The organism is Streptomyces sp. NPDC001406, assembly GCF_042895285.1.
Classification (GTDB): Bacteria; Actinomycetota; Actinomycetes; order Streptomycetales; family Streptomycetaceae; genus Streptomyces.
The window spans coordinates 1-18,592 of record NZ_JBIAWG010000042.1 but is presented as its reverse complement, the minus strand read 5'-3'; the positions used below and the strand labels follow the sequence as shown (position 1 = coordinate 18,592).

Genomic DNA, 18,592 nt, shown 5'->3' with positions numbered 1-18,592 from the left:
TCACGCCAGTCGAGTTCGAGCAACAGCTGATCTCATCACGTACGCTGTCGCTCGTCGCATGAAACCGGGTGTCCACTCCCGAGGTTGAGCCTCACAACCCACCTCGCCCACCACCGCGTACTCAACAGGCAAGGCCAACCCGTCAAAGCAAAAACACTCGCCCGCTATCTCCTGGGCTTCCGCATCTACACCGTCTGGGCCCAGCACCGAACCACCACACAAAACCCCAACCTCGGCCACGTCGCAGCGGAACTCGCGCAATCCGGCATCACCGGCCAATACCACAAACCCATCACCGAAACAGACCTCAAACAACACCACGACACCTTCGAACGCCGCTGGCTCGCACTCGAACACAGCTGATGCCGCACCAGGCAACGCCTGCCAGCGACACCTTGACGGACTGCGCGGAGCCGGTGCAGCGCAGGGAACTGCCTGCGTGGACCTGTGGTGTGTATCGGAACTCGAATCCGGTCAGCCTGACCGCCGGCTCGGGCAAGCAGCAGACCGGATGCTCTTCGGCCGTCGACATCAGCCGGAGGCCGTAGAGGACGGCCCGCACCCGACATCGCGCCGCAGCGCCCTCACCGAGATCAATCGCCCCGAGGCTTCCGGATGCTACTTTCGACAGATGGTCCGGTATCAACCCATTCAGGTCGGTGCACAGATCGCGGGCTACCAGGTGGAGCGTGAGATCGGCCGCGGGGGAATGGGCGTCGTCTACCTCGCGAAGGATCTGCGGCTGGGCCGTGCCGTGGCCCTGAAAGTGCTCGCCTTCGAATTGACACATAATGACGCTTTCCGTCGACGTTTCATCAATGAGTCGCGCGTGGCCGCTGCGATCGATCATCCGCACATCGTGCCGATCTTCGGAGCCGGGGAGGCCAACGGAGTGCTGTACATCGCCATGCGTTGCGTTTCCGGGCCGGACTTGGGAACTCTCCTGGACCGGGACGGTCCACTGCCGGTGACGGGTGCGATGCGCATCGCCGCGCAGGTGGCGTCGGCGCTCGACGCCGCGCACGAGCACGGTCTCGTACACGGGGACGTGAAGCCCGGCAACATCCTCGTGGCCAGGAGCAATGTCGGTGACGATCCCTACTATGCGTATCTCGTGGACTTTGGGCTGGCGAAACCATCGCTGGACGCGTCCTTCACCACGGTGGGAGAATTCGTGGGCACCCTGGAGTACGTGGCCCCAGAGCAGATCTCCGGCCGCCCAGTAGACGGTCGGCGCGATCTGTACAGCCTCGCCTGCGTCGTCTATGAGTCCCTTGCGGGTGAGCCCGTTTTTCAGAGGGACGATGACGTGGCGCTACTGTGGGCGCACCAATACGACTCGCCGCCGGATCTCTCCGGGAGATGTCCGGGGCTCGCGCCGGCCGTCGACAACGTGATGGCGAAGGCGATGGCCAAGGCCCCTGAGGATCGTTACGGTTCATGCCGGGAGTTCGTGGCGGAGTTGATCTCCGCTGCGGGCTGTCGGGCGAGCTGAAAAGATGCCTCGGAGACGCTGGTGGCCGCGCCGATGGCGGCATACGAGCGGTCGATATGCGCCGGACCTCTGGCCCGTGTGGATCGTGGCCGGTCTGGCTGTGGTCGTGGTCTGCGTTGCCGGCGTGGTGGCGTACTGGCTGGTCCGCCGGCTCGCGGAACCCCCGGAGACCCTGGGCGTTCCCGACGGTATCAGGCTCAGCATCGCCATCCTGACGGTCTTAGGCGCGGTGCTCGCCGGTGTGTACGCCTACCGCAAGCAGCGCATCGCCGAAGGGGACGCCCACCGGGCGGACGCGACCCAGTTCGCCGAGCGCTACAGCACCGCGGCCAGCCAGCTCGGCCATGAAGGACCGGCCGTACGCCTCGCCGGCGTATACGCGATGGCCCGGCTGGCCGACGACTGGGTGGAGCAACGCCAGGTCTGCGTGGACGTCCTGTGCGCCTATCTGCGTATGCCCTACGAATGGAACTCGGAGTCCGACCAGTACAAGAAGGGAGAACGGGAGGTACGACAGACGATCATCCAGGTCATCCGCGATCACCTCCAGGAGTCACGGGAGGATTCTTCCTGGTCGACCTGCGCTCTTGATTTCACCCGCGCGACCTTCGACGGAGGAGACTTCTCAGGCTGCCGGTTTCGCGGCAGTGTCTCCTTTGCCGACGCCGAATTCGTCGGTGACCTGATCAGCTTCGACGAAGCCGGGTTCCTCGACGCCGCGGTCACCTTCCATGGCGCGCGATTCGGCGCTCACACGGTCACGTTCAACGACGCGCAATTCCAGGGCGGTACGGTCAGCTTCGACGAGGCGCGGTTCAGCGGCAGCGCGCTTTCCTTCTGCGGCGCGCTGTTCGGTCCCGGCGACATCACGTTTCGCCATGCGAGCCTCAATGGCGGGACGCTCGCCTGGGACGAAGCACGGTTCCATGGCGGCACGGTCGGCTTCGACTACGCACAGTTCGGCCACACCACGGTCACCTTCAACCGGGCGCGGCTCGATGACGGTTCACTCGCCTTCCGCCGCGCACGGTTCACCGGAGGTACACTGAGCTTCGACCACGCACACTTCACCGGCGGTGCCATCGCCCTCGACGACGCGCAAATAACGGGCGGTACGGTGTCCTTCTACGCGGCGCGGTTCGACGGTGGAAACGTCACCTTCGACTACGGGCAGTTCACCGACAGCACGGTCACCTTCCACCACGGGCGATTCAACGGAGGCACCGTCTCACTCGGCCACGCCAGGTTCAACGGCGGCATGCTCTCCTTCGTCCGCGCCCAGGTGAACGGAGGCCGGGTCGCCTTCGCCGACGCACAGTTCAGCGACGCCAACGTCCGATGGGGACGCCTCCGGCCGCCCGAGGGCGGGACGGGCTGAACTCCGGCCGACTCTCACGAGCGAGTCCAGTCGGAACTGGCCCACCCGAGCTGATCAGTCCGCGCGCGGGAAGACGTCGCCCGCGCCGGGGTCGCCCGTGCAAGGGGAACTTGAATCCCGCCGCGTGAGCGCCGCGGGTCACAGCCACTCGTTGATGGCTGCGATGAGGACAGTCGCCTCGTAGCGGACCCCTAGCTTGATGCCCCTATGGATGTCAACTGGCGGGGATTGGTGCTGCAGATCGCCTTCTGGATGTGAGGAGGGCCTGGTAGATCTCGCGGGCGACGTAGCGTTTCAGGCATCGGATGGCTTCGCGTCGTGTCTTGCCCTCGGTGACCCGTCGTTCCACGTAGGAGCGGGTGCGGGTGTCCCAGCGCAGGCGAGCGATGACGATGGTGTAGAGCGCTGAATTGGCCTGGCGGTCGCCACCGCGGTTGAGTCTGCGTCGGTGGGTCTTTCCGGACGATGCCTCCACGGGGCTGGCACCGCACAGAGCGGCAAACGATGCCGCGCTGGCCAGGCGGTCGGGGTTGTCGCCGGCTGCTGTCAGCAAGGCCGCAGCAGTGTCGGGGGCGACGCCGTAGAGGCTCAGGAGCTCGGGTGCGCAAGCACCAATCGCGGTACTGATCCGGGCAGTGAGGTCGTTGATCTCCTCGGTGAGGTGCAGGATCCGCCTGGCCAGCAGCCGGAGCGTCTGGCGCGATGCCGTTTGCGGCCCCATGCCCTGCGCCGGCCTCAGCTGTGAACACCTGCGGATGAGCTTGGGGTTGCTCAGCCCCGCCAGGGACTCCCGAAGCGCCGGGTCTGCCGCCACGAGCACGGCCCTTGAGCTGGTTGATGGCCATGGACCGGGACTTGGCCGCGGAGGTCTTGGCCATCTTGAACAGCCGGATCGTCTCGACTGGGCCGTCGGTCGTCTTGGCGGTGGCCGTGGCTCGGCCGGAAAGCACTGCCCTGGCGGCGGCTGCCGCGTCGACGGCGTCGGACTTGCCGTGCCGTCGGCGGGCGGCTTTGTCGGGCTGGTTCACCTCGGTGACCGTGATGCCTTGATGGTGCAGATAGCGGGTCAGCGCAGCCCCATAGGAGCCGGTGCATTCCACTCCGGCCCGCTGTAACTGTCCGAAAGCATGTGCCCAGGAAAGGAGTTGGGTGCGGATCCTTTCGAGGGACAGCTGAGCTGGGAAGACGCTGATTGACGTGTGGGCGGTGCCGTCATACTCCTACCGTGGCGAGGTGGAGGTGGGGCGCCATGGTGTCTTTGCCGGAGGAGCTTCGGGCGCGGGAGGCCGCGGCTCGGCAGCGAGTCGAGGAACTCCAGGCCGAGGCCGCGGAATTGGCCCTCAGGCTGGAGAGGGCGCGAGAGGACTTGTCGCGGCTGGAGATCACGCGGGAGACCGTCACAGAGGTACTGGCTGAGCTGTCGGCCTCGGGGACTGACGCCGAGTTGGACGTGCCGACGGAGCATATGTCGGGGCACGAAGAGACATCGGCGCCTCACGGTGTGGGGGTGATGGTGGTGCCGCCATGGCGGGAGGGCCTGGTGACGGCGGTGCTGCCGGATGTGTACCGGGACATCGTGGAGGTCATTGCCGATGCGCCGGGCCCGTTGCAGGCCAAGCAGATCGTGCCGCGTATCGGGCTGCCGACGACGACCGGGAAGATCGAGGGGACGCGGGGAAAGCTGAAACGCTTGGTGGAGCGGGGCTGGCTGGACGAGGACGCGCCGGGACGGTTCGGCCTCGCTCGTCGCGGGCCGGGTGCCGACCGGGCCAACTCCCGGTGATCAGGGGGCGCTTCTTCGTAGATTCGAGGGTGCCAACCACATCGGATCCGCTGAAAGAAGAGCCCGGTGGAACAGTACGACGCCTTACCCGAACCTGATCCGTACTCCGCCTCCCGTGATGCCTTCGAACGCCTCGTCTCGACACTGGCCGACGGCCCGGCCGCCCACCTGTCCCATGACGAACTGGAAGTACAGCTCGAACAGTTGGGACGCGATCTGCTGCGGCAGTTGATGTAGGACCACCTGGATCTGCGTGCCAGGAAGGAGGAGGACGCGGTGCGGGACAAGGGAGGACAGCCGGTGATCCTCGGTCCGGAAGGACAGCCGCGGACCTGGCGGGAGAGGGGGCATCGCCGCCTGTTGACCTGTCTGTTCGGTCCGGTGCGCGTGAACCGGATCGCCTATCGCGGACGAGGCGTTGCCAACGTGCACCCGACGGATGCAGAACTGTCGCTGCCCGCCGGCCGGCACTCCCGCGGTCTTGCCCGACTCGCGGCCCTGGAAGCGGTCCGCGGTTCATTCGCCCAGGCCGCCGCCGCGATCGAGCGACGGTGCGGGAAGGTGCTGGGCAAGCGCCGCCTCAAAGAACTGGTCGCCTCCGCCATCGACATCGCCGCCTACTACACGGCGAAGATCCCCACTCCGTGCACCCGCGAGATGCCGCTGATCATCCAGGTCGACGGCAAGGGCGTGGTGATGCGCCGCCCCGAGGCCCTGCGCGAGGCCACCCGCCGGGCCGCGGCCAAGAGCGCGGCAGCCGGGCGGCGCGGGCGTCTGGCCCCGGGCGAGAAGCCCAACCGCAAGCGGATGGCGACGGTGGCCTGCGTCTTCGACGTTGTCCCGGCTTCGCGTCGGCCGCACGACATCGTCCACCCGCCCGGCGGCCGCAGCGCGAGCCGGCCGCCGCGACCGGGCCCGAAAGCGGAGCAGAAGTGGTGCACCGCCTCAGTGATCCGTCCCCCGGAACAGGTCGTCGCTGACGCCTTCGCCCAGGCCGCATCCCGCGACCCGCAGTATCTGCGGGACTGGATCGTGCTCGTCGACGGTGCCCGTCATCAACTCGACCTGATCCCGGACGAAGCCGCCCGCCGCGGCATCCACCTGGACATCCTGCTCGACTTCGTGCACGTCGCCGAGTACACACGGACGGCCGCGCACGCCTTCTATCCGGTCGGCAGCCGCGAGGCCGAGACCTGGGCCGCGGACAAACTCACCGCGATCCTCGCCGGACAAGCCGACCGTGCAGCCCATGAGATGACTGCTCAGGCCGCAGCCGAACGCCTTCCCGCCGCCCGCCGCGACGCCGTCACCACCTGCGCCCGCTACCTCACCGGTCATCTCGACCAGCTTCACTACGACACCGATCTCACGGCCGGCTGGCCGATCGCCACCGGCGCCGTCGAAGGCGCCTGCCGACACCTGATCGCCGACCGCCTCGACATCACCGGCGCCCGCTGGAGCCTCGACGGCGCCGAAGCCGTCCTCCAACTACGCGCACTGATCACCAACGGCGACTTCGAGAACTACTGGAACTTCCACACGGCCCGCGAACATCAACGCCTCTACCCCAGCCCCGACCAGCAGAACTACCGCCTCACCGCTTGATCCCCACCATCACTTCAGAGGATCCGCACCCTTCGTCAATGACCTGTGGGCTGCTGATGGCCGGGGCTCGGCCTGCCAACACCAAGCCCACCGAGTGGGCGATCCGCAGTTCCGACGGCCGCACGCAACTATGTGTCGCGCGACCGCTGCGAGCCAGACGGGCCCAAGGCGGGCATGTCGGGCATCAGCTCGTCTGCGTGTTCGCCCGTGACCAGATAGACCACGCGCTGAGCCACCGCCACCGCATGGTCGGCAAACCGCTCGTAGTAGCGGCCCACCAGCGTGACGTCCACGGCCGTTTCCACACCGTGCTGCCACCGGTCGTCCATCAGGTGCTGGAAGATCATGCAGCTCGTCCATGCGGTCGTCGTCCTTCTCCAACTGGAGTGCCGCATCGACATCCTGGGTGATGACCACTTCCGCAGCCTGCGCCATCAGGCGCTGCGCGAGCTGGCCCATCTCCAGAATCGTGCGGCGCAGGTCGCGCGGCACCGCCCGGTCGGGATAACGCATCTGGGCCAGCTTGGCCACATGCTCGGCCAGGTCACCAGAGCGCTCCAGGTCCGCGCTCATGCGCAGCGAGGTAACCACGACCCGTAGATCCGTGGCAACCGGCTGCTGCCGCGCCAGCACCGTGATCGCTCGATTCTCCAGGTCACGCTGGAGGTCATCAACCTTTTCGTCGGCTGAGATCACACTCTCGGCAAGTTGCAGGTCGGCATCCAGGAGAGCGGTCGTGGCCAGGCCGATGGCCGAGCCGACCGGGTTAGCCATCTCCACGAGGCCATCAGTGATCGAGGCCAGTTCCTCGTGGGGGTCTCCCGCATCGCGCCTTCACCGTCCAGTCGTGTGTGCGCCAGCCTTCGCCCGCTGCCAGACTCGCACATCGCGCGCAGGCAGTGGCCGCCTACCATCAGCGACGCCACCCCGGATCCGACAGGGATCAGGGACGCACACGGGCAGGCGACGGACCCGTGGCTGGCTCAGCCTGGTACACGTCTGCCTGGCACGCTGGGCACAGTTCATGCAGTCCCTCGGCGGTAACCACGGTTCCCCACCCGAGGCACAATTCGCAGTGCAGGGCCCGGACAGGGTTAGCGCGAGGTACAGGCTGGGTGGCGGCGTGGGCTCGGTGGTCCATAAGGGGCACCTCGGTGATTCAACAAGTACAGCATGTGACTATTTGAACCCTTTTCTATAGGTATAAACACGGCGCTTATTCGAAGTTAACTCGATGTTAAGCCTCCTAGATCAACGGAGCGGCATCCTCTACCTCGGCGAGCCGGTCGTGCAGCTCCCCTGCACCGCCCGCCGCGACCTCCTCGACGACCTCGCCCTCACAGGCCCCGGCATCACCGTGCCCACGGCCTGGCCCGCGCTCGCCGCCCAGGCCATGGAACAGAGCGCCGGCGAGGGCTTCGACGGCGTCGTTGCCAAACGCCTTACCAGCCCCTACCTACCCGGACGCCGCACCCGCGACTGGATCAAGATCAAGCACCTCTCGGCAGGGAAGTAGTCCACGGGGTTTGTCCGGCCCATGACCCTGGTGGTGGCTGGGTGAGGTCGCGTCCCGGCCCGGCGGCACGAGGGCCCCGGGGGTGGAGGCCGATAGGGCGCGGCACGGGCGAGAGAGGATTACGACGTGAATGCTCTCAGTGCCTGGCGCCGCGATGACGCCGGCGTGTAGACAGCTGGAAGGGGTCGGCGCCGTACCGTCATCAAGGTCGTGGAGCCTCGCCCCTGCTGAATCCTGGGCCCTTGGCATTCCGTGCTTGGCTGGGATACCAGGAGCCGTTTCCAACCTCACGCTGAAGCGTGGTGAAGGACGAGGACGGCTTTCACGATGTCGGTGATGCGGTTGGTGCTGCAGCGGAGCTTGCGCAGCAGGCGCTCGACCGCCGGGTGCGGCCTCGCGCTTCACCAGCGGAGCACCTTCACCAGTACAGGACCCAGCCGTCGGCATCGCGGATGCCATGTCCCTGCAGGGTGATGCGCCGGTCGCCGGGGTGCCGTTCGGGAATCGCTGCGATGCGGTGCAGGACGGGCGTGAGCTGGACGGCCATCCTGCCGACCTGGTACTCGTGCCGCCGGGCCGGCCTGGTCCTGTCGATCCTGTCGATCGTCCAGCCGAGGCGCTCCATCCGGAGCATCTCCGCCTCGGTGATCTCCCAGACGTCCAGGGCGCCACCCCGGCGCGGCAGGGCGAGGGGCAGGGTGAAGGACATCGCCTGCTCGACCGGCGCGACCGGGAAGGGCCAGCGCAGCGCCCGGTGCTGCAGGTCGAAGTGGTGACTCGGCCTGGGGGCGGTGGCGATGCCCTCTCCCTCGAACACATGGAAGCCGGGCAGCGCCACCCGCTCGTCGTACCGGGCCGGCATCCTCAGCAGTCCGGCGAGCACCTCGGCGACCCGGTCGAGCAGGTCCCCGAAGTGTTCCCGCAGGAGGTGGTTGTGCCGGGCGAGCCGGCCGAAGTACGTCTCCTCCAGTTCCTCGGAGGCCGGCACGTCGAGGTAGGTCGCGAGGCCCAGGGTGGCGCAACCGACGCCCCGGTTCAGCCAGTACGGTCGTAGCGTCTCCAGGCGGTCGCTCAGTTCGGCGCACCGCTGCTCGTCCAGGACGTCGACATCGACCACGTGCGATTCCACCGGCAGCGCATCCATGTCTCTCCTTGGGTCAGTGGGAGCCGTCCGGGAGCGTCGCGAAGGCCTGGGCGGTGCCGAGGGCCTGAACGGCTGCCTCGCGCACGCCCTCGTCCGGGTCGCCGTCGGCGCGTTCGCGCAGGAAGCCGGTGGTGGCGGGCAGCCGCGGCCAGCCGAACGCCAGCACGCGGAGTGCGGTGATGCGGACCCGTGGGGCGGGGTCGTTCAGGGCCACGGAACGGATGGTCTCGTGCGTGTCCGGCTCCGCCTCCCGCAGCCAGGCACACCAGTTCAGGGCGTTGCGCCTGTTGGTGGATGAGGGATCGGCGGTCATCCGGTCCACGATCAGCCGCTGGACGTCCGCGCGTTCGGGCCAGTGGCGGGCCAGGACCTGTAGTGCCACCCAGCGCGGCCCCGACCGCGGATCCGCGACGGCTCGCTCGGCCAGCAGCTTCCGTACGCCCTCGTGCCGGTTCCAGAGCTCCGCCAGCAGCCAGAGCGCCTCTCCACGGGGTTTCGGCTCCGGCTCCGCGATCACCTGCCGCAACAGCAGGTCCTGTACGGCCTCGCGATCGGGCGACCGGCGGGCCAGCAGTTGCATGGTCCCCCAGCGGACGTCCGGGTGCGGATCGTCGACTGCTTGCCGCAGGGCGAGTTCCCAGGTCTCCGCGTCGTCCCGCCAGCACCATACGAGGGCTTCCAGCGCCTCCCTCCTGGGTTCCGGCCCGGGGTCCTCGAGGGCGCGGCGGAAGAGCAGGTCGCGGACCCCTTCGTGGCCCTTCCAACGCCAAGCCAGCGCTTCGATCGCACCGCGTCGTGCCGGGGAGTCCGGGTCGAAGACCGCCTGCCGGAGCACCAGTTCACGGACTTCCACGCTGTCCCTCCAGTGGCGTGCCAGGGCCGACAGCGCCTCTGCGCGGGGTTCCGGCGCCGGGTCGGCCACGGCCCGCTCCAGGAGCAGGTGTCGTACACCTTGGTGGTCCGCGCGGCAGGTGGCCAGCAGCCGCAGCGCTTCCTGCCGGGGAGCCGGGTCCGGGTCGGCGACGGCACGGTCGGTGATGAGCTCCCAGGTGTCCGCGCGCTCCGGCCAGTGGCGTCGCAGCAGTTGGAGGGCCAGCCGGCGGGAGGCGGGGGCGGGCTCGGCGGCGGTCCGCCGGACGACCAGCTCATGGGCGTCCTCGCGGTCCGGCCAGCGCTCCGCGACGGACTCCAGTGCTTCTCTGCGCGGCTCGGGGTCCGGGTCGGACACGGCGCACTCGAACAGCAGCGGGCGCACGTCCGCGTCGTCCTGCCAGTAGCGGGCGATGTTCTCCAGCGCTCCGCGGCGGGACTCGGCGTCGGGCGCATCGAGCGCGCCCCGCACCAGGTCCCAGGCGCCGGGCAGTTCGTCGGGCCATCGTTGGAGCAGCAGGCGGAGGATCTCCGTGCGGGTCTCGGGGTAGGGGGTGTGCTCCGCCAGGAGGAGCAGGGCCGCCGGGTCGGAGTGCGCCCCGAAGACGATCCCCGAGGCGATCTGGTGCTCCGCCTGGAACTGGCCGCGCAGCAGGAACCACCGCAGGTAGCGCTCGCGCCCGTGCCACTCGGGACCGAGGACCGACAGGGCGGGAAGGATGCTCTCCAGCGCGTTCAGTGCCGTCCAGTCCAGCTGGCGCTCCATCAAGTCGATCAAGGCGCTCACCACGGCGTCGCTCTGGGGCTCGATGAGGTCGATCCGCTCGACTTCCGCCAGGGCCCGTACGGCGAGGGCGAGCATGTCGTGACGGCCCACCACCACGTCGTGCGCGTGCAGCCGCAGCAGTGCGTCGACCACCCGTCCGGCGTCGCGCTCCCCCAGCATCCCGACGAGGAGCAGCAGTACCTCGTGCCAGGCGGGGTCCTTCGCGCGGGCCTCGAACACCTCCTGGATCAGTTCCTCCTCCGACCACTCACGGTCCCGCTGGTAACGGCGGGCGATGTCGTCGGCCGCCAGGTACTCCAGGAAGGCGCGGTGGACGAAGCCGTACACCTCGTCGCCGAAGCGGCTGAGGATGAAGTTCCGCTCCCGGAACTGCCGGATCATCCCTCTGGCCGCGGTGACCGCTGTCTGCTTCGCCAGGCGGTACCGCTCCTCCAGGTAGCCGGTGAAGACCGCCTCCAGGTCCTCGCCGTGGATGTGGTTGCCGGCGATTCCGCCGTCGCCCTCCTGCATCCGCCGGGCCAGCAGGCGCAGCAGGGCCCGGCGGTCCGCGTCGTTGATGTACGGCATGTCGGCCTGCCCCGGGGGCGGCAGGTGTTTCGCCTCCTGGTCCCAGCGGGCGACCAGGATGTCCACAGCGTGCCCGTACACGCCCTGCCGGTCGCGGGGCAGCGCCCGCCGCCGGCCAATGATCGACAGAATGGTGAGCAGCAGGGGGTTGCCCGCGAGATCCCGTACGGGCTGGGAGAACCGCACCGCGTCGGTGATCCGCTTCTGCAGCCGGGCCGCCGACTCCGGGTCCCCGGGGCAGACGACGCGGTACCAGTGGCGTGTGAACAGCCTGATCTGACTCGGTGTCAGATCCTGGATCATGTAGTGCCGGAAGCCCGCCGAGTCCAGGGTCGCACGCTGGTAGCCGATGGTCCGGGAGGTCGCCACGACGCGTACGCCCGGGTACCGGTCGGCGAAGGCGGCGATCCGCCGTCCCGTTTCGGCCCGTACCTCCGGCTCGAACAGCTCGTCCAGACCGTCAAAGATCACGAGCATCCGGCCGGCGGGCAGCAGAGTCTCCAGGACACCCCGCGGAACCGACATCCGCTCCAGGGTGCTGAGGTGGTGCAGGTAGTCCTCGAAGGACCGGTCGCGCCACCGCTCGTCGGCGTACCTGCGCAGTTCCACCACCACCGGCACCCGGCCGGCCAGCCCGGCCAGGTGCTCCGGCACGGGCCCGCAGGTGAGCGCGAGGGTCAGGTAGCGGGCGAGGGTGGACTTCCCGGCCCCGGGATCGCCCAGCAGCACCACGCGCGGCTGCTGCGGATCGGTGAGCACCTCCAGCGACTCCACCGGCGGCCGGTCCCGGTAGGCCAGGCGCATCCGCTCCACCGACTCCGCGTCGAGGCCCGGCGGGAACTCGCCCGGCGGGGGTTCCCCGGCACGGCCGCCCTCCAGCCGCTGCCGCAGTTCCCGGGGCAGTTCCACCGGCGGCGGGTCGGCACGCAGCAGCGGCGGGACGAAGACGGCCTGGAGCTCCACCGCCGGGTGTTCCCCCTCCTCGGAGGGGATCAGCACGTCCAGGTCCAGCCGTCCCAGGGACGCACGGACCCGCTTGGCGTACCGGCCCAGTTCCTCTTGGATCCGGTCCTCGCCGGGCGGCGGCTCGGGGAGGGGCCCGTAGTTGTTGGTGACGCTGCTGCCCTCGCCGATGGCGCTGGCGATGGCGTTCGCCCCGATCGCGACGGCACCGGTACCGTCGGCCGTCACCTGCGCAGGCGCCCCGGCGGCCGGAACGGGTGGCGTGATCAGGCCCGTCGGCGCCTCGCCAGCCTGCGGGGCCGGGCTGCGCCGGCGGCGCCGTAACCAGGTGAACGGGGTCACCGGCCGTCGACCTGGCTGCCCTCGCCGAGGGCGCTGCCGGTGACGTCACCACCCCCCGCGAACGCCCCGCTGCCCTCGGCCACGACAGGGCCTACGACGGCTGCCCCGGCCGCCGGTGCGACGGCCCGGCCCGTGACGTTGCTGTTCCGCCCGATCGCGCTGCCGGTGACGTTCCCGCCGATGCTGATGGCACCGTCTCCTTCGGCCCGGACCGTCGCCGGGTCCGCACGCCGGAGGGCTAGCACGGAGAGCACCAGCCCGACCAGCCCGGTCGCCGCCCCGGCCACACTCGCCAGGCGGTCGGCGGTGTCGAGGTCGACGAGCACCGCGACCAGTACGAGACCCGGCACGCACAGGGCGCAGAGCACCGCCACCACTGCCACCGCGACTCTGGCCGCTCCTGACGCTGCCGCCATGGTCCGGCCCCCTCTCCCCCGGGGAGGCTCCCGCGCCCGCCCCCGGTCCAGGATCGCGGCGGTGCCCGCGATGTGTCGAGGGAACGGCACATACTGACTTCGGCTCATTAGGGTGATCTTTCTCGAAGTATGTGATGGGGCTGGGTCGTTTTCTGTATCCCCTGGTGTGTGAGGTATGCAGATGGGGGTGGACTGAGCCCCCGCGGGGCGTCGGCGCCGGGAGACGGTACGGATGCAGGCGGCCGAGCTGTTCGATCAGGAGATCAAGCCGCCGGAAGTCGCACGGTGCCTGCGGGTGAGCCGGAAATCGGTCTACCAGTGGCATCAGCTGTGGCGGGACGGCGGGGCCGAGGCTCTGGCCTCGCGTGGCCCGAGTGGATCTCGGTGTCGGCTGTCCCCGCGCTGTCTGGAGAAGCTGGCCGTGTACCTCGATGAGGGGCCGGCCGCACATGGCTGGGTGGAGGACCAGGTGTGGACGGCCGCCCGGGTGGCACCGGCCCGACACCCTCGACGGCTTCATAGCCGGGACCCGCTTGCCCCTCGACGAGCCAGCGTCACCTTGACGAGCCGAAATCAGTAATTACGCTCAACTACCGCTCATTGCACCCATTGTGACGACCCGTCGCCGGATGTAATCTCCCAGCGGGGTCCGGGCTCGCCACCGGGGGGGGACGATGAAGGTCGGCCTGGTTCTGCCGCTCGCCGAGTATCCGTGGCGGCAGCCATCCTACGGGGAGATCAGGGCGCTCGCCCTCCAGGCCGAGGACTCCGGCTTCGACTCGGTGTGGGTCTTCGATCACCTGCTCTTCCGCGAGGCCGACGGTCCGAGCGAGGGCATCTGGGAGGCCTGGACGGTGCTGTCGGCCCTGGCCGAGGCGACCGATCGGGTCCAGCTCGGCACCCTCGTGCTGTGCACGGCCTTCCGCAACCCGGCGGTGCTGGCCAAGATGGCCGTGACGCTCGACGAGGTCAGCCGCGGGCGGCTGGTCCTCGGCCTCGGCTGTGGCTGGCACGCCCCCGAGTTCGAGGCGTTCGGCATCCCCTTCGACCACCGTGTGGACCGCTTCGAGGAAGCGCTGCAGATCATCGTCGCGCTGATGCGGACGAGCCGCGCCGACTTCTCCGGCCGCCATCACCGACTGCGCGACGGGGAGTTGCGCCCCCGCGGTCCGCGCTCCGGTGGCCCGCCCGTCCTGGTGGGGGCGCACGGTCCCCGGATGACCGCGCTGACGGCTCGGTACGCCGACTTGTGGAACGCCTGCTGGTTCGGCTCCCCGTCGGGTGCCGAGGCGACCCTGGCCCGGGTCAGGGAGACCTGCCTGAAGGAGGGACGCGATCCGGCGACGCTGGGCCTCACGCTAGGCGTCAACGTCCGGGTGGAGGACGGCGCGGAGGGCGTCGTGCAGGGCGGCGCGGAGGGCGGCGTTGAGTGCGGGACGTCGCCCAGTTCTGACGGGGCGCCGCCACCGGAGGCCAGCATCCTCACCGGCTCACCCCAGGCCGTCGCGCGCGGCCTGCTGACGTACGCGTCCCTCGGCGTGGACCACCTGATCCTCAACCTCAATCCGCACCACCGGGACGCCCAGCGGCACCTGGCCGTGGCGCTGCGCCTGTACCGCGCGGCCTGCCTCCGACAACAGCAGCGGTGAACACATGACATGGACCGTCGACGAGTCACGGGTACGGCCGTTCCTCACGGCCGCCGAGCGGCACGATGTCCCGGCACTGCTGTGGAACACCCCGCAGCCGGGCCGAGCCTTCTCCGAGCAGGAGGACACCGGCGTACCCGGTGAGCACCGCCCGCCGGAGGCCAAACGCTTCAAGGACTTCAAGGACGGCAAGGACCGAAAGGACGGGAAGGACGGAAAGGAGGCGAAGGAGATGAAGGAGGTGAAGGACGTCAAGGACACGAAGGACGGGAAGGACAGGAAGGACACGAAAGACACGAAGGACTCGAAGGACCACAAGGACTCGAAGGATTTCAAGGACGGCAAGGACAGCTTCGACGGCGCCATGGCCCCGCCCGGTCCCGCCGCCGTCGTACGACAGCCGCACGAGCCGCCGACCGGAGAGACCGGAGACGACGGGACGGCGCAACGCTTCGCCGCACCGGCCGGGTCGGTGGCCGACGGCCCGGAGGAGGCCGCGGCGGCGCTGCGGGGTTCGCGCATCAACCGCCTGCTGAGGAGGCGCGGTGTCGTCATCTGAGGTGTCCGGCGGCGATCCCTCCGGACTGGTCGTCGTCGCCGATCCTGCGGACCCGGTGGCCGTGGAGGTACGGGACTTCGTGCGGGACAGCGGCCGCGAGGCCACGATCCTCGACGTGTTCGACGCCGCTCAGCTGTTCACCGTCATCGTCCACGGCCCCACCGCGGTGGTCGAGCCGGCGCTGCCGATGTTCCTCCGGCTGCCCGCCCCGCCGCTGCAACGGATCAGCTTCGACGCGGAGTTCCAGCTCAACGAGTGCCTGGCCCACTTGTGGGCCGTCGCCGCCCTGACGCCCGCGCCGGTGATCAACCGCCCGGAGCCCGGCGGCCTGGGCACCCGTGTGTCCGCGTCCGCGGCACTCACCGAACTGCGGGCAGGTCTGTTCGCCGGCTCGCCGGAGGTCTTCTCCTCCCGGCCCTGCGGTCCACCCGGCGCACCGGCCGACGGCCAGGGGAGCGAGTGGTGGGTCCAGGATCTCGACTCCTGGACCACGCGCCCCTGGTCCGAACTCCCGGACGCCTCCGTCCCCGCGGCGGACGGCTCCGGCCCCTACCGGGCGCGCTGGTCGGACCCCGAACCCCTCTTCGAGAGTGTCGTGGTCCTCGGTGACCAGGCCTGGCGCAGCAGTCCCGTCGATCTGGACGAGCTCGGCCTGGAGCAGCGCAGCACGGAGTTCGCCGCCCGGCTCGGACTCCAGCTCGCGGCCGTGGTATGGCGGTTGTCGCCCGACCTCGCCCAGGCCCGGCCGGTCGTGGTGGAGCCGTTCCCCGACGTGGAGCAGCTGCGCATGGTGTGGCTCGGGCTCGGACCCCAACTCGTGAAGGTGCTGTTCCCATGATCTACGCGGTCGGCCTCGCCTCCGAGAGCACCTTCGCGCACTTCGTCTCCTCGGCCGAGGCCCGGGGCGTACCGGTCCGGGCCGTCGACCTGCGGCAGGCCGTCGAGGAAGGTGACTGGCGCCTGGTCGTGGGCAGGGACCGCTCGGCGCGGCTCGGCGGCCATGACCTCGACCCGCAGGCGTCCTACTACTGCCGGGTCGCCGATCTGGCGGCCCTCCAGCAGGACCGTGCGTCGGCACAGCGCTGGCGCTGGCTGACCACGGCGCTCGCGGCCTGGCTGGACCAGATCCCCGGGCTGGTAGTCAACCGGCCCTCGATCCGCTCCGACAACGGGTCCAAGCCGCTCCACGAATGGTCGTTGTCCCGGGCCGGGTTCCGCGTGCCCGCGAGCATTACCAGCTCGTCGCCGCAGCGTCTTCGGGCCTTCGCCCGGTCCGGTCCGGCGCTCGTCAAGGCGGTCTCCGGCGTGCGGGCCACCAGCAGGCTCGTGACCGCGGCCGACCTGGCGGGGTTCGACCCCGGGCAGGGCCCGGTGCACCTCCAGCGGTACGTCAGGGGCTGGGACGTCCGCGCCCATGTCGTCGGCGACCGGGTGCACGCCGAGGAGATCATCTCCGGCGCGGTGGACTACCGGACCGACCGGGACGCGGAGTTCACCCTCTGCGAACTGCCCGGACCGCTCGCCGAGCAGCTGGTCCGCCACACCGCCGAGCTGGGCATGGCGTTCGCGGGCTGGGACTTCAAGGTGGGGGCCGACGGCACCTATTGGTGTCTGGAGGTCAACCCGATGCCCGCGTACGACTGGTACGACCGGCGGCTCGGCGGAGCCATCAGCGCCTCGCTCCTCGGGCTGCTGCAGGGGGCGTGCCCGTGATCGACTCGCTGCCCGTGCTCACCGCGGCGCGCAGCGCCGCACTGCGCGACGCCGTGCACGGCCTGCGCCGGCACTGGACTCCCCGCGGCCCGGAACCGGCCGCCTTCTTCACCCTGGGCGCGCCCAGCTACCTCGATCTCGCGCCGGACCCGGAGTCCGGTGTCTACCAGAAGCGGGCCGACGCCTCACGGCCCCTGCTCGAGGACTCCTTCGGCTGGCTGTACGCGCACCTCGCCGATGTGCTCGCCGGGCATCTCGGCGCCCCGGTCCACTACCCCGAGCACCTCGCGCTGCCCGGCTTCCATGTCTGGCTGTCCGCGTCGGTGTTCACCAGGCCGACCGCGCCCCTGCACTTCGACCTGCAGTACCGGGCCTTCAGCTGGACCCCCGGGACGGACCTGAAGCGGCAGATCTCCTTCACCCTGGCGGTCCGGCTGCCCGCGGCGGGCGGCGGCCTGAACCTCTGGGAGGTGAGCCACGAGGAGTTCCGGCATGCGCTGGAGAAGGGCTGGATCGAGTCCGTGGCCGACCTCAAGCGCTTCCACACCCTGCGGTACGTCCCCTACACGGTCGGCCGGATGGTGATCCACTCCGGCCACACCCTCCACCAGGTCGCCCCCAGCACCCGCGTGCAGCCGGACGACGAGCGGCTCACCCTCCAGGGGCACGGGGTGTGGTGCGACGGGCGGTGGCTGCTGTACTGGTGAGCGCGGGCGCCCCGCGCAGCACGTCGGCGCTCCCGTCTGGAGCCTGGAGCCGGCCGCCCCGCACCCCACCAGGGAGACATCCCGCTACTTCGGATTGTTCGCGTGGGTGAGCGTCTCCCAGGCGACGAAGTAACCGTCGGTGCCAGACGGACGGCGGCTCTCGGTGTAGCGCCGTGTGGTGTCCATGGTGAGGCCGAGGCGGGTGTGCAGGGCGTTGTAGCCCACCTCGGTGACGGCGCCCAGGCCGGTCTTCGGCTTGCCGCCGCACAGCCACGCCGGAGGGGTTGCGCCGAGCGATGCGGTTGAGGCTGGAGAACAACGCGGACGGGTGGAACCGCCCGAAGTAGTTGATCCAGCCCCGCACGACCGGGTTGATCTCCCGGGCGAGCTCCTCCAGGGTCGTCTCACTGCGCACGTGCAGCCGCCAGAGGCGGATCTGCTTGGCGGCCTCGCCGCTGACAGCCGGGCTGAAGCCGAAGAAGAAATCTCCGCGCCTCGTCCGGAGCTTCCGCACGCGAAACCCGTACCCCACGAACGTGAACGAGGTGTGCTCGGCCGAGCCACGCCTGTTCCTGTCCCGGCAATACACGATGCGGGTCTTCTGGGGATGCAGCTCCAGTCCCCCGCACTCGGCCAGCCGACCGGCGATGGCCTCACGCATCCGATGCGCCTGGACCTCGTTGCGGCAGTGGACCACCACGTCATCGCAATAACGCTCGAACCGGACGCCGGGGTGTTCCCGGGCCATCCAGGCATCGAACGCGTAGTGCATGAACAGGTTGGACAACACGGGTGAGGCCACGCCCCCAACGCAATGGGTAACTCGGGCATGAGTCACCCTCCGTAGCGTCTCGATCTTGATGCTGGTCGTCGGTGGCGTGCTCACGGACGGAGATGCGGTGCCGGTGTCATTTGGGGGGTGGGTAGTTGGTGTGGTGGTTGGTGTGTGAGCTGGGGTGTTGATGGTTCGTTGAGAGGGGTGTGTGGTCGGGTCGGGGTGGGGCTGAGGCGCCCCGAAGTTCTCGGACAGCGGTCCCCATAGGATCGAAGTCCAGAACGGCGGAGAGAGCACGTGGCACAGAAGCGTAGGAAGTTCAG

At 69.4% G+C, this 18,592-nt stretch carries 15 protein-coding genes and 6 pseudogenes; 12 read left to right on the top strand and 9 right to left on the bottom strand.

The genetic code is table 11. The features are described from left to right. The first annotated feature begins 84 nt into the window (after positions 1 to 84). From ACFY1J_RS45610 to ACFY1J_RS45600, 3 genes are all read left to right on the top strand, one after another. Complete coding sequence (locus ACFY1J_RS45610) at positions 85 to 363, top strand: hypothetical protein (protein WP_390713230.1); 279 nt, start codon at positions 85 to 87, stop codon at positions 361 to 363. A gap of 268 nt (positions 364 to 631) precedes the next feature. Then, entirely contained in the window at positions 632 to 1,495 is an 864-nt protein-coding gene (locus ACFY1J_RS45605; RefSeq protein WP_390713231.1) for a serine/threonine-protein kinase, read from the top strand. Positions 1,496 to 1,580: 85 nt separating this feature from the next. Then, positions 1,581 to 2,873: a pentapeptide repeat-containing protein gene (locus ACFY1J_RS45600; protein ID WP_390713229.1), complete on the top strand. Its 1,293-nt coding sequence runs from the start codon at positions 1,581 to 1,583 to the stop codon at positions 2,871 to 2,873. Between the two features lie 214 nt (positions 2,874 to 3,087). On the opposite strand, the gene ACFY1J_RS45595 is transcribed toward ACFY1J_RS45600, so the two are convergent. After that, positions 3,088 to 3,687: a transposase gene (locus ACFY1J_RS45595; protein WP_390713228.1), complete on the bottom strand. Its 600-nt coding sequence runs from the start codon at positions 3,685 to 3,687 to the stop codon at positions 3,088 to 3,090. 70 nt (positions 3,688 to 3,757) lie between these two features. Further along, positions 3,758 to 3,973: pseudogene (locus ACFY1J_RS45590) on the bottom strand (transposase); the annotation flags it as partial. Positions 3,974 to 4,098: 125 nt separating this feature from the next. On the opposite strand from ACFY1J_RS45590, the gene ACFY1J_RS45585 reads away from it, so the two are divergent. Together ACFY1J_RS45585 and ACFY1J_RS45580 are read left to right on the top strand one after the other, a co-directional pair. Beyond that, entirely contained in the window at positions 4,099 to 4,656 is a 558-nt protein-coding gene (locus tag ACFY1J_RS45585; RefSeq protein WP_390733269.1) for a hypothetical protein, read from the top strand. A 66-nt stretch (positions 4,657 to 4,722) separates the two neighbouring features. Continuing rightward, positions 4,723 to 6,261: pseudogene (locus ACFY1J_RS45580) on the top strand (ISKra4 family transposase). A gap of 128 nt (positions 6,262 to 6,389) precedes the next feature. Here ACFY1J_RS45580 and phoU read toward each other — a convergent pair. Next, positions 6,390 to 7,035, bottom strand: a pseudogene (gene phoU, locus ACFY1J_RS45575) (phosphate signaling complex protein PhoU). Between the two features lie 460 nt (positions 7,036 to 7,495). Between phoU and ACFY1J_RS45570 the strand changes: the two are divergent. Continuing rightward, complete coding sequence (locus ACFY1J_RS45570; RefSeq protein ID WP_390713226.1) at positions 7,496 to 7,777, top strand: hypothetical protein; 282 nt, start codon at positions 7,496 to 7,498, stop codon at positions 7,775 to 7,777. A 287-nt stretch (positions 7,778 to 8,064) separates the two neighbouring features. On the opposite strand, the pseudogene ACFY1J_RS45565 reads toward ACFY1J_RS45570, so the two are convergent. The 4 genes and pseudogenes from ACFY1J_RS45565 to ACFY1J_RS45550 all read right to left on the bottom strand — a co-directional run. Continuing rightward, positions 8,065 to 8,151: pseudogene (locus ACFY1J_RS45565) on the bottom strand (IS5/IS1182 family transposase); the annotation flags it as partial. A 44-nt stretch (positions 8,152 to 8,195) separates the two neighbouring features. After that, entirely contained in the window at positions 8,196 to 8,921 is a 726-nt protein-coding gene (locus ACFY1J_RS45560) for a hypothetical protein (RefSeq protein ID WP_390713225.1), read from the bottom strand. Between the two features lie 13 nt (positions 8,922 to 8,934). Then, entirely contained in the window at positions 8,935 to 12,336 is a 3,402-nt protein-coding gene (locus tag ACFY1J_RS45555; protein ID WP_390733268.1) for a HEAT repeat domain-containing protein, read from the bottom strand. A 110-nt stretch (positions 12,337 to 12,446) separates the two neighbouring features. Further along, the gene (locus ACFY1J_RS45550; RefSeq protein ID WP_390733267.1) at positions 12,447 to 12,866 is read right to left on the bottom strand and encodes a hypothetical protein; all 420 of its coding nucleotides are present in this window, start codon (positions 12,864 to 12,866) and stop codon (positions 12,447 to 12,449) included. Positions 12,867 to 13,098: 232 nt separating this feature from the next. Between ACFY1J_RS45550 and ACFY1J_RS45545 the strand changes: the two genes are divergently transcribed. From ACFY1J_RS45545 to ACFY1J_RS45520, 6 genes are all read left to right on the top strand, one after another. Then, a complete protein-coding gene (locus ACFY1J_RS45545; protein ID WP_390713222.1) occupies positions 13,099 to 13,446 on the top strand; it encodes a helix-turn-helix domain-containing protein in 348 nt (115 codons plus the stop codon). A gap of 94 nt (positions 13,447 to 13,540) precedes the next feature. Continuing rightward, the gene (locus tag ACFY1J_RS45540) at positions 13,541 to 14,515 is read left to right on the top strand and encodes an LLM class flavin-dependent oxidoreductase (protein ID WP_390733266.1); all 975 of its coding nucleotides are present in this window, start codon (positions 13,541 to 13,543) and stop codon (positions 14,513 to 14,515) included. 4 nt (positions 14,516 to 14,519) lie between these two features. After that, positions 14,520 to 15,074, top strand: a complete 555-nt coding sequence (locus ACFY1J_RS45535) for a hypothetical protein (protein WP_390713220.1) — start codon at positions 14,520 to 14,522, stop codon at positions 15,072 to 15,074. Further along, entirely contained in the window at positions 15,061 to 15,912 is an 852-nt protein-coding gene (locus ACFY1J_RS45530; protein ID WP_390713219.1) for a hypothetical protein, read from the top strand. Before ACFY1J_RS45535 ends, ACFY1J_RS45530 begins: the two co-directional genes overlap by 14 nt. Next, positions 15,909 to 16,787, top strand: a complete 879-nt coding sequence (locus ACFY1J_RS45525; RefSeq protein ID WP_390713218.1) for a RimK family alpha-L-glutamate ligase — start codon at positions 15,909 to 15,911, stop codon at positions 16,785 to 16,787. Before ACFY1J_RS45530 ends, ACFY1J_RS45525 begins: the two co-directional genes overlap by 4 nt. Next, positions 16,784 to 17,494 carry a hypothetical protein gene (locus ACFY1J_RS45520; RefSeq protein WP_390713217.1) on the top strand — a complete coding sequence of 237 codons (711 nt, stop codon included), beginning with the start codon at positions 16,784 to 16,786 and terminating at the stop codon, positions 17,492 to 17,494. The genes ACFY1J_RS45525 and ACFY1J_RS45520 overlap by 4 nt, the downstream gene beginning before the upstream one ends. Positions 17,495 to 17,578: 84 nt before the next feature. Here the strand turns inward: ACFY1J_RS45520 and ACFY1J_RS45515 are convergent. Both ACFY1J_RS45515 and ACFY1J_RS45510 read right to left on the bottom strand, forming a co-directional pair. Next, a pseudogene (locus ACFY1J_RS45515) lies at positions 17,579 to 17,788 on the bottom strand (hypothetical protein); the annotation flags it as partial. Between the two features lie 52 nt (positions 17,789 to 17,840). Next, positions 17,841 to 18,296: pseudogene (locus tag ACFY1J_RS45510) on the bottom strand (reverse transcriptase domain-containing protein); the annotation flags it as partial. Positions 18,297 to 18,592: the final 296 nt, after the last annotated feature.

Bases quoted from the DNA above. Each gene is read 5' to 3' on its own strand.
- ACFY1J_RS45605 (WP_390713231.1), top strand. From the start codon at position 632: ATGGTCCGGTATCAACCCATTCAGGTCGGTGCACAGATCGCGGGCTAC.
- ACFY1J_RS45570 (WP_390713226.1), top strand. From the start codon at position 7,496: ATGTTAAGCCTCCTAGATCAACGGAGCGGCATCCTCTACCTCGGCGAG.
- ACFY1J_RS45560 (WP_390713225.1), bottom strand. From the start codon at position 8,921: ATGGATGCGCTGCCGGTGGAATCGCACGTGGTCGATGTCGACGTCCTG.
- ACFY1J_RS45550 (WP_390733267.1), bottom strand. From the start codon at position 12,866: ATGGCGGCAGCGTCAGGAGCGGCCAGAGTCGCGGTGGCAGTGGTGGCG.
- ACFY1J_RS45545 (WP_390713222.1), top strand. From the start codon at position 13,099: ATGCAGGCGGCCGAGCTGTTCGATCAGGAGATCAAGCCGCCGGAAGTC.
- ACFY1J_RS45540 (WP_390733266.1), top strand. From the start codon at position 13,541: ATGAAGGTCGGCCTGGTTCTGCCGCTCGCCGAGTATCCGTGGCGGCAG.
- ACFY1J_RS45535 (WP_390713220.1), top strand. From the start codon at position 14,520: ATGACATGGACCGTCGACGAGTCACGGGTACGGCCGTTCCTCACGGCC.
- ACFY1J_RS45525 (WP_390713218.1), top strand. From the start codon at position 15,909: ATGATCTACGCGGTCGGCCTCGCCTCCGAGAGCACCTTCGCGCACTTC.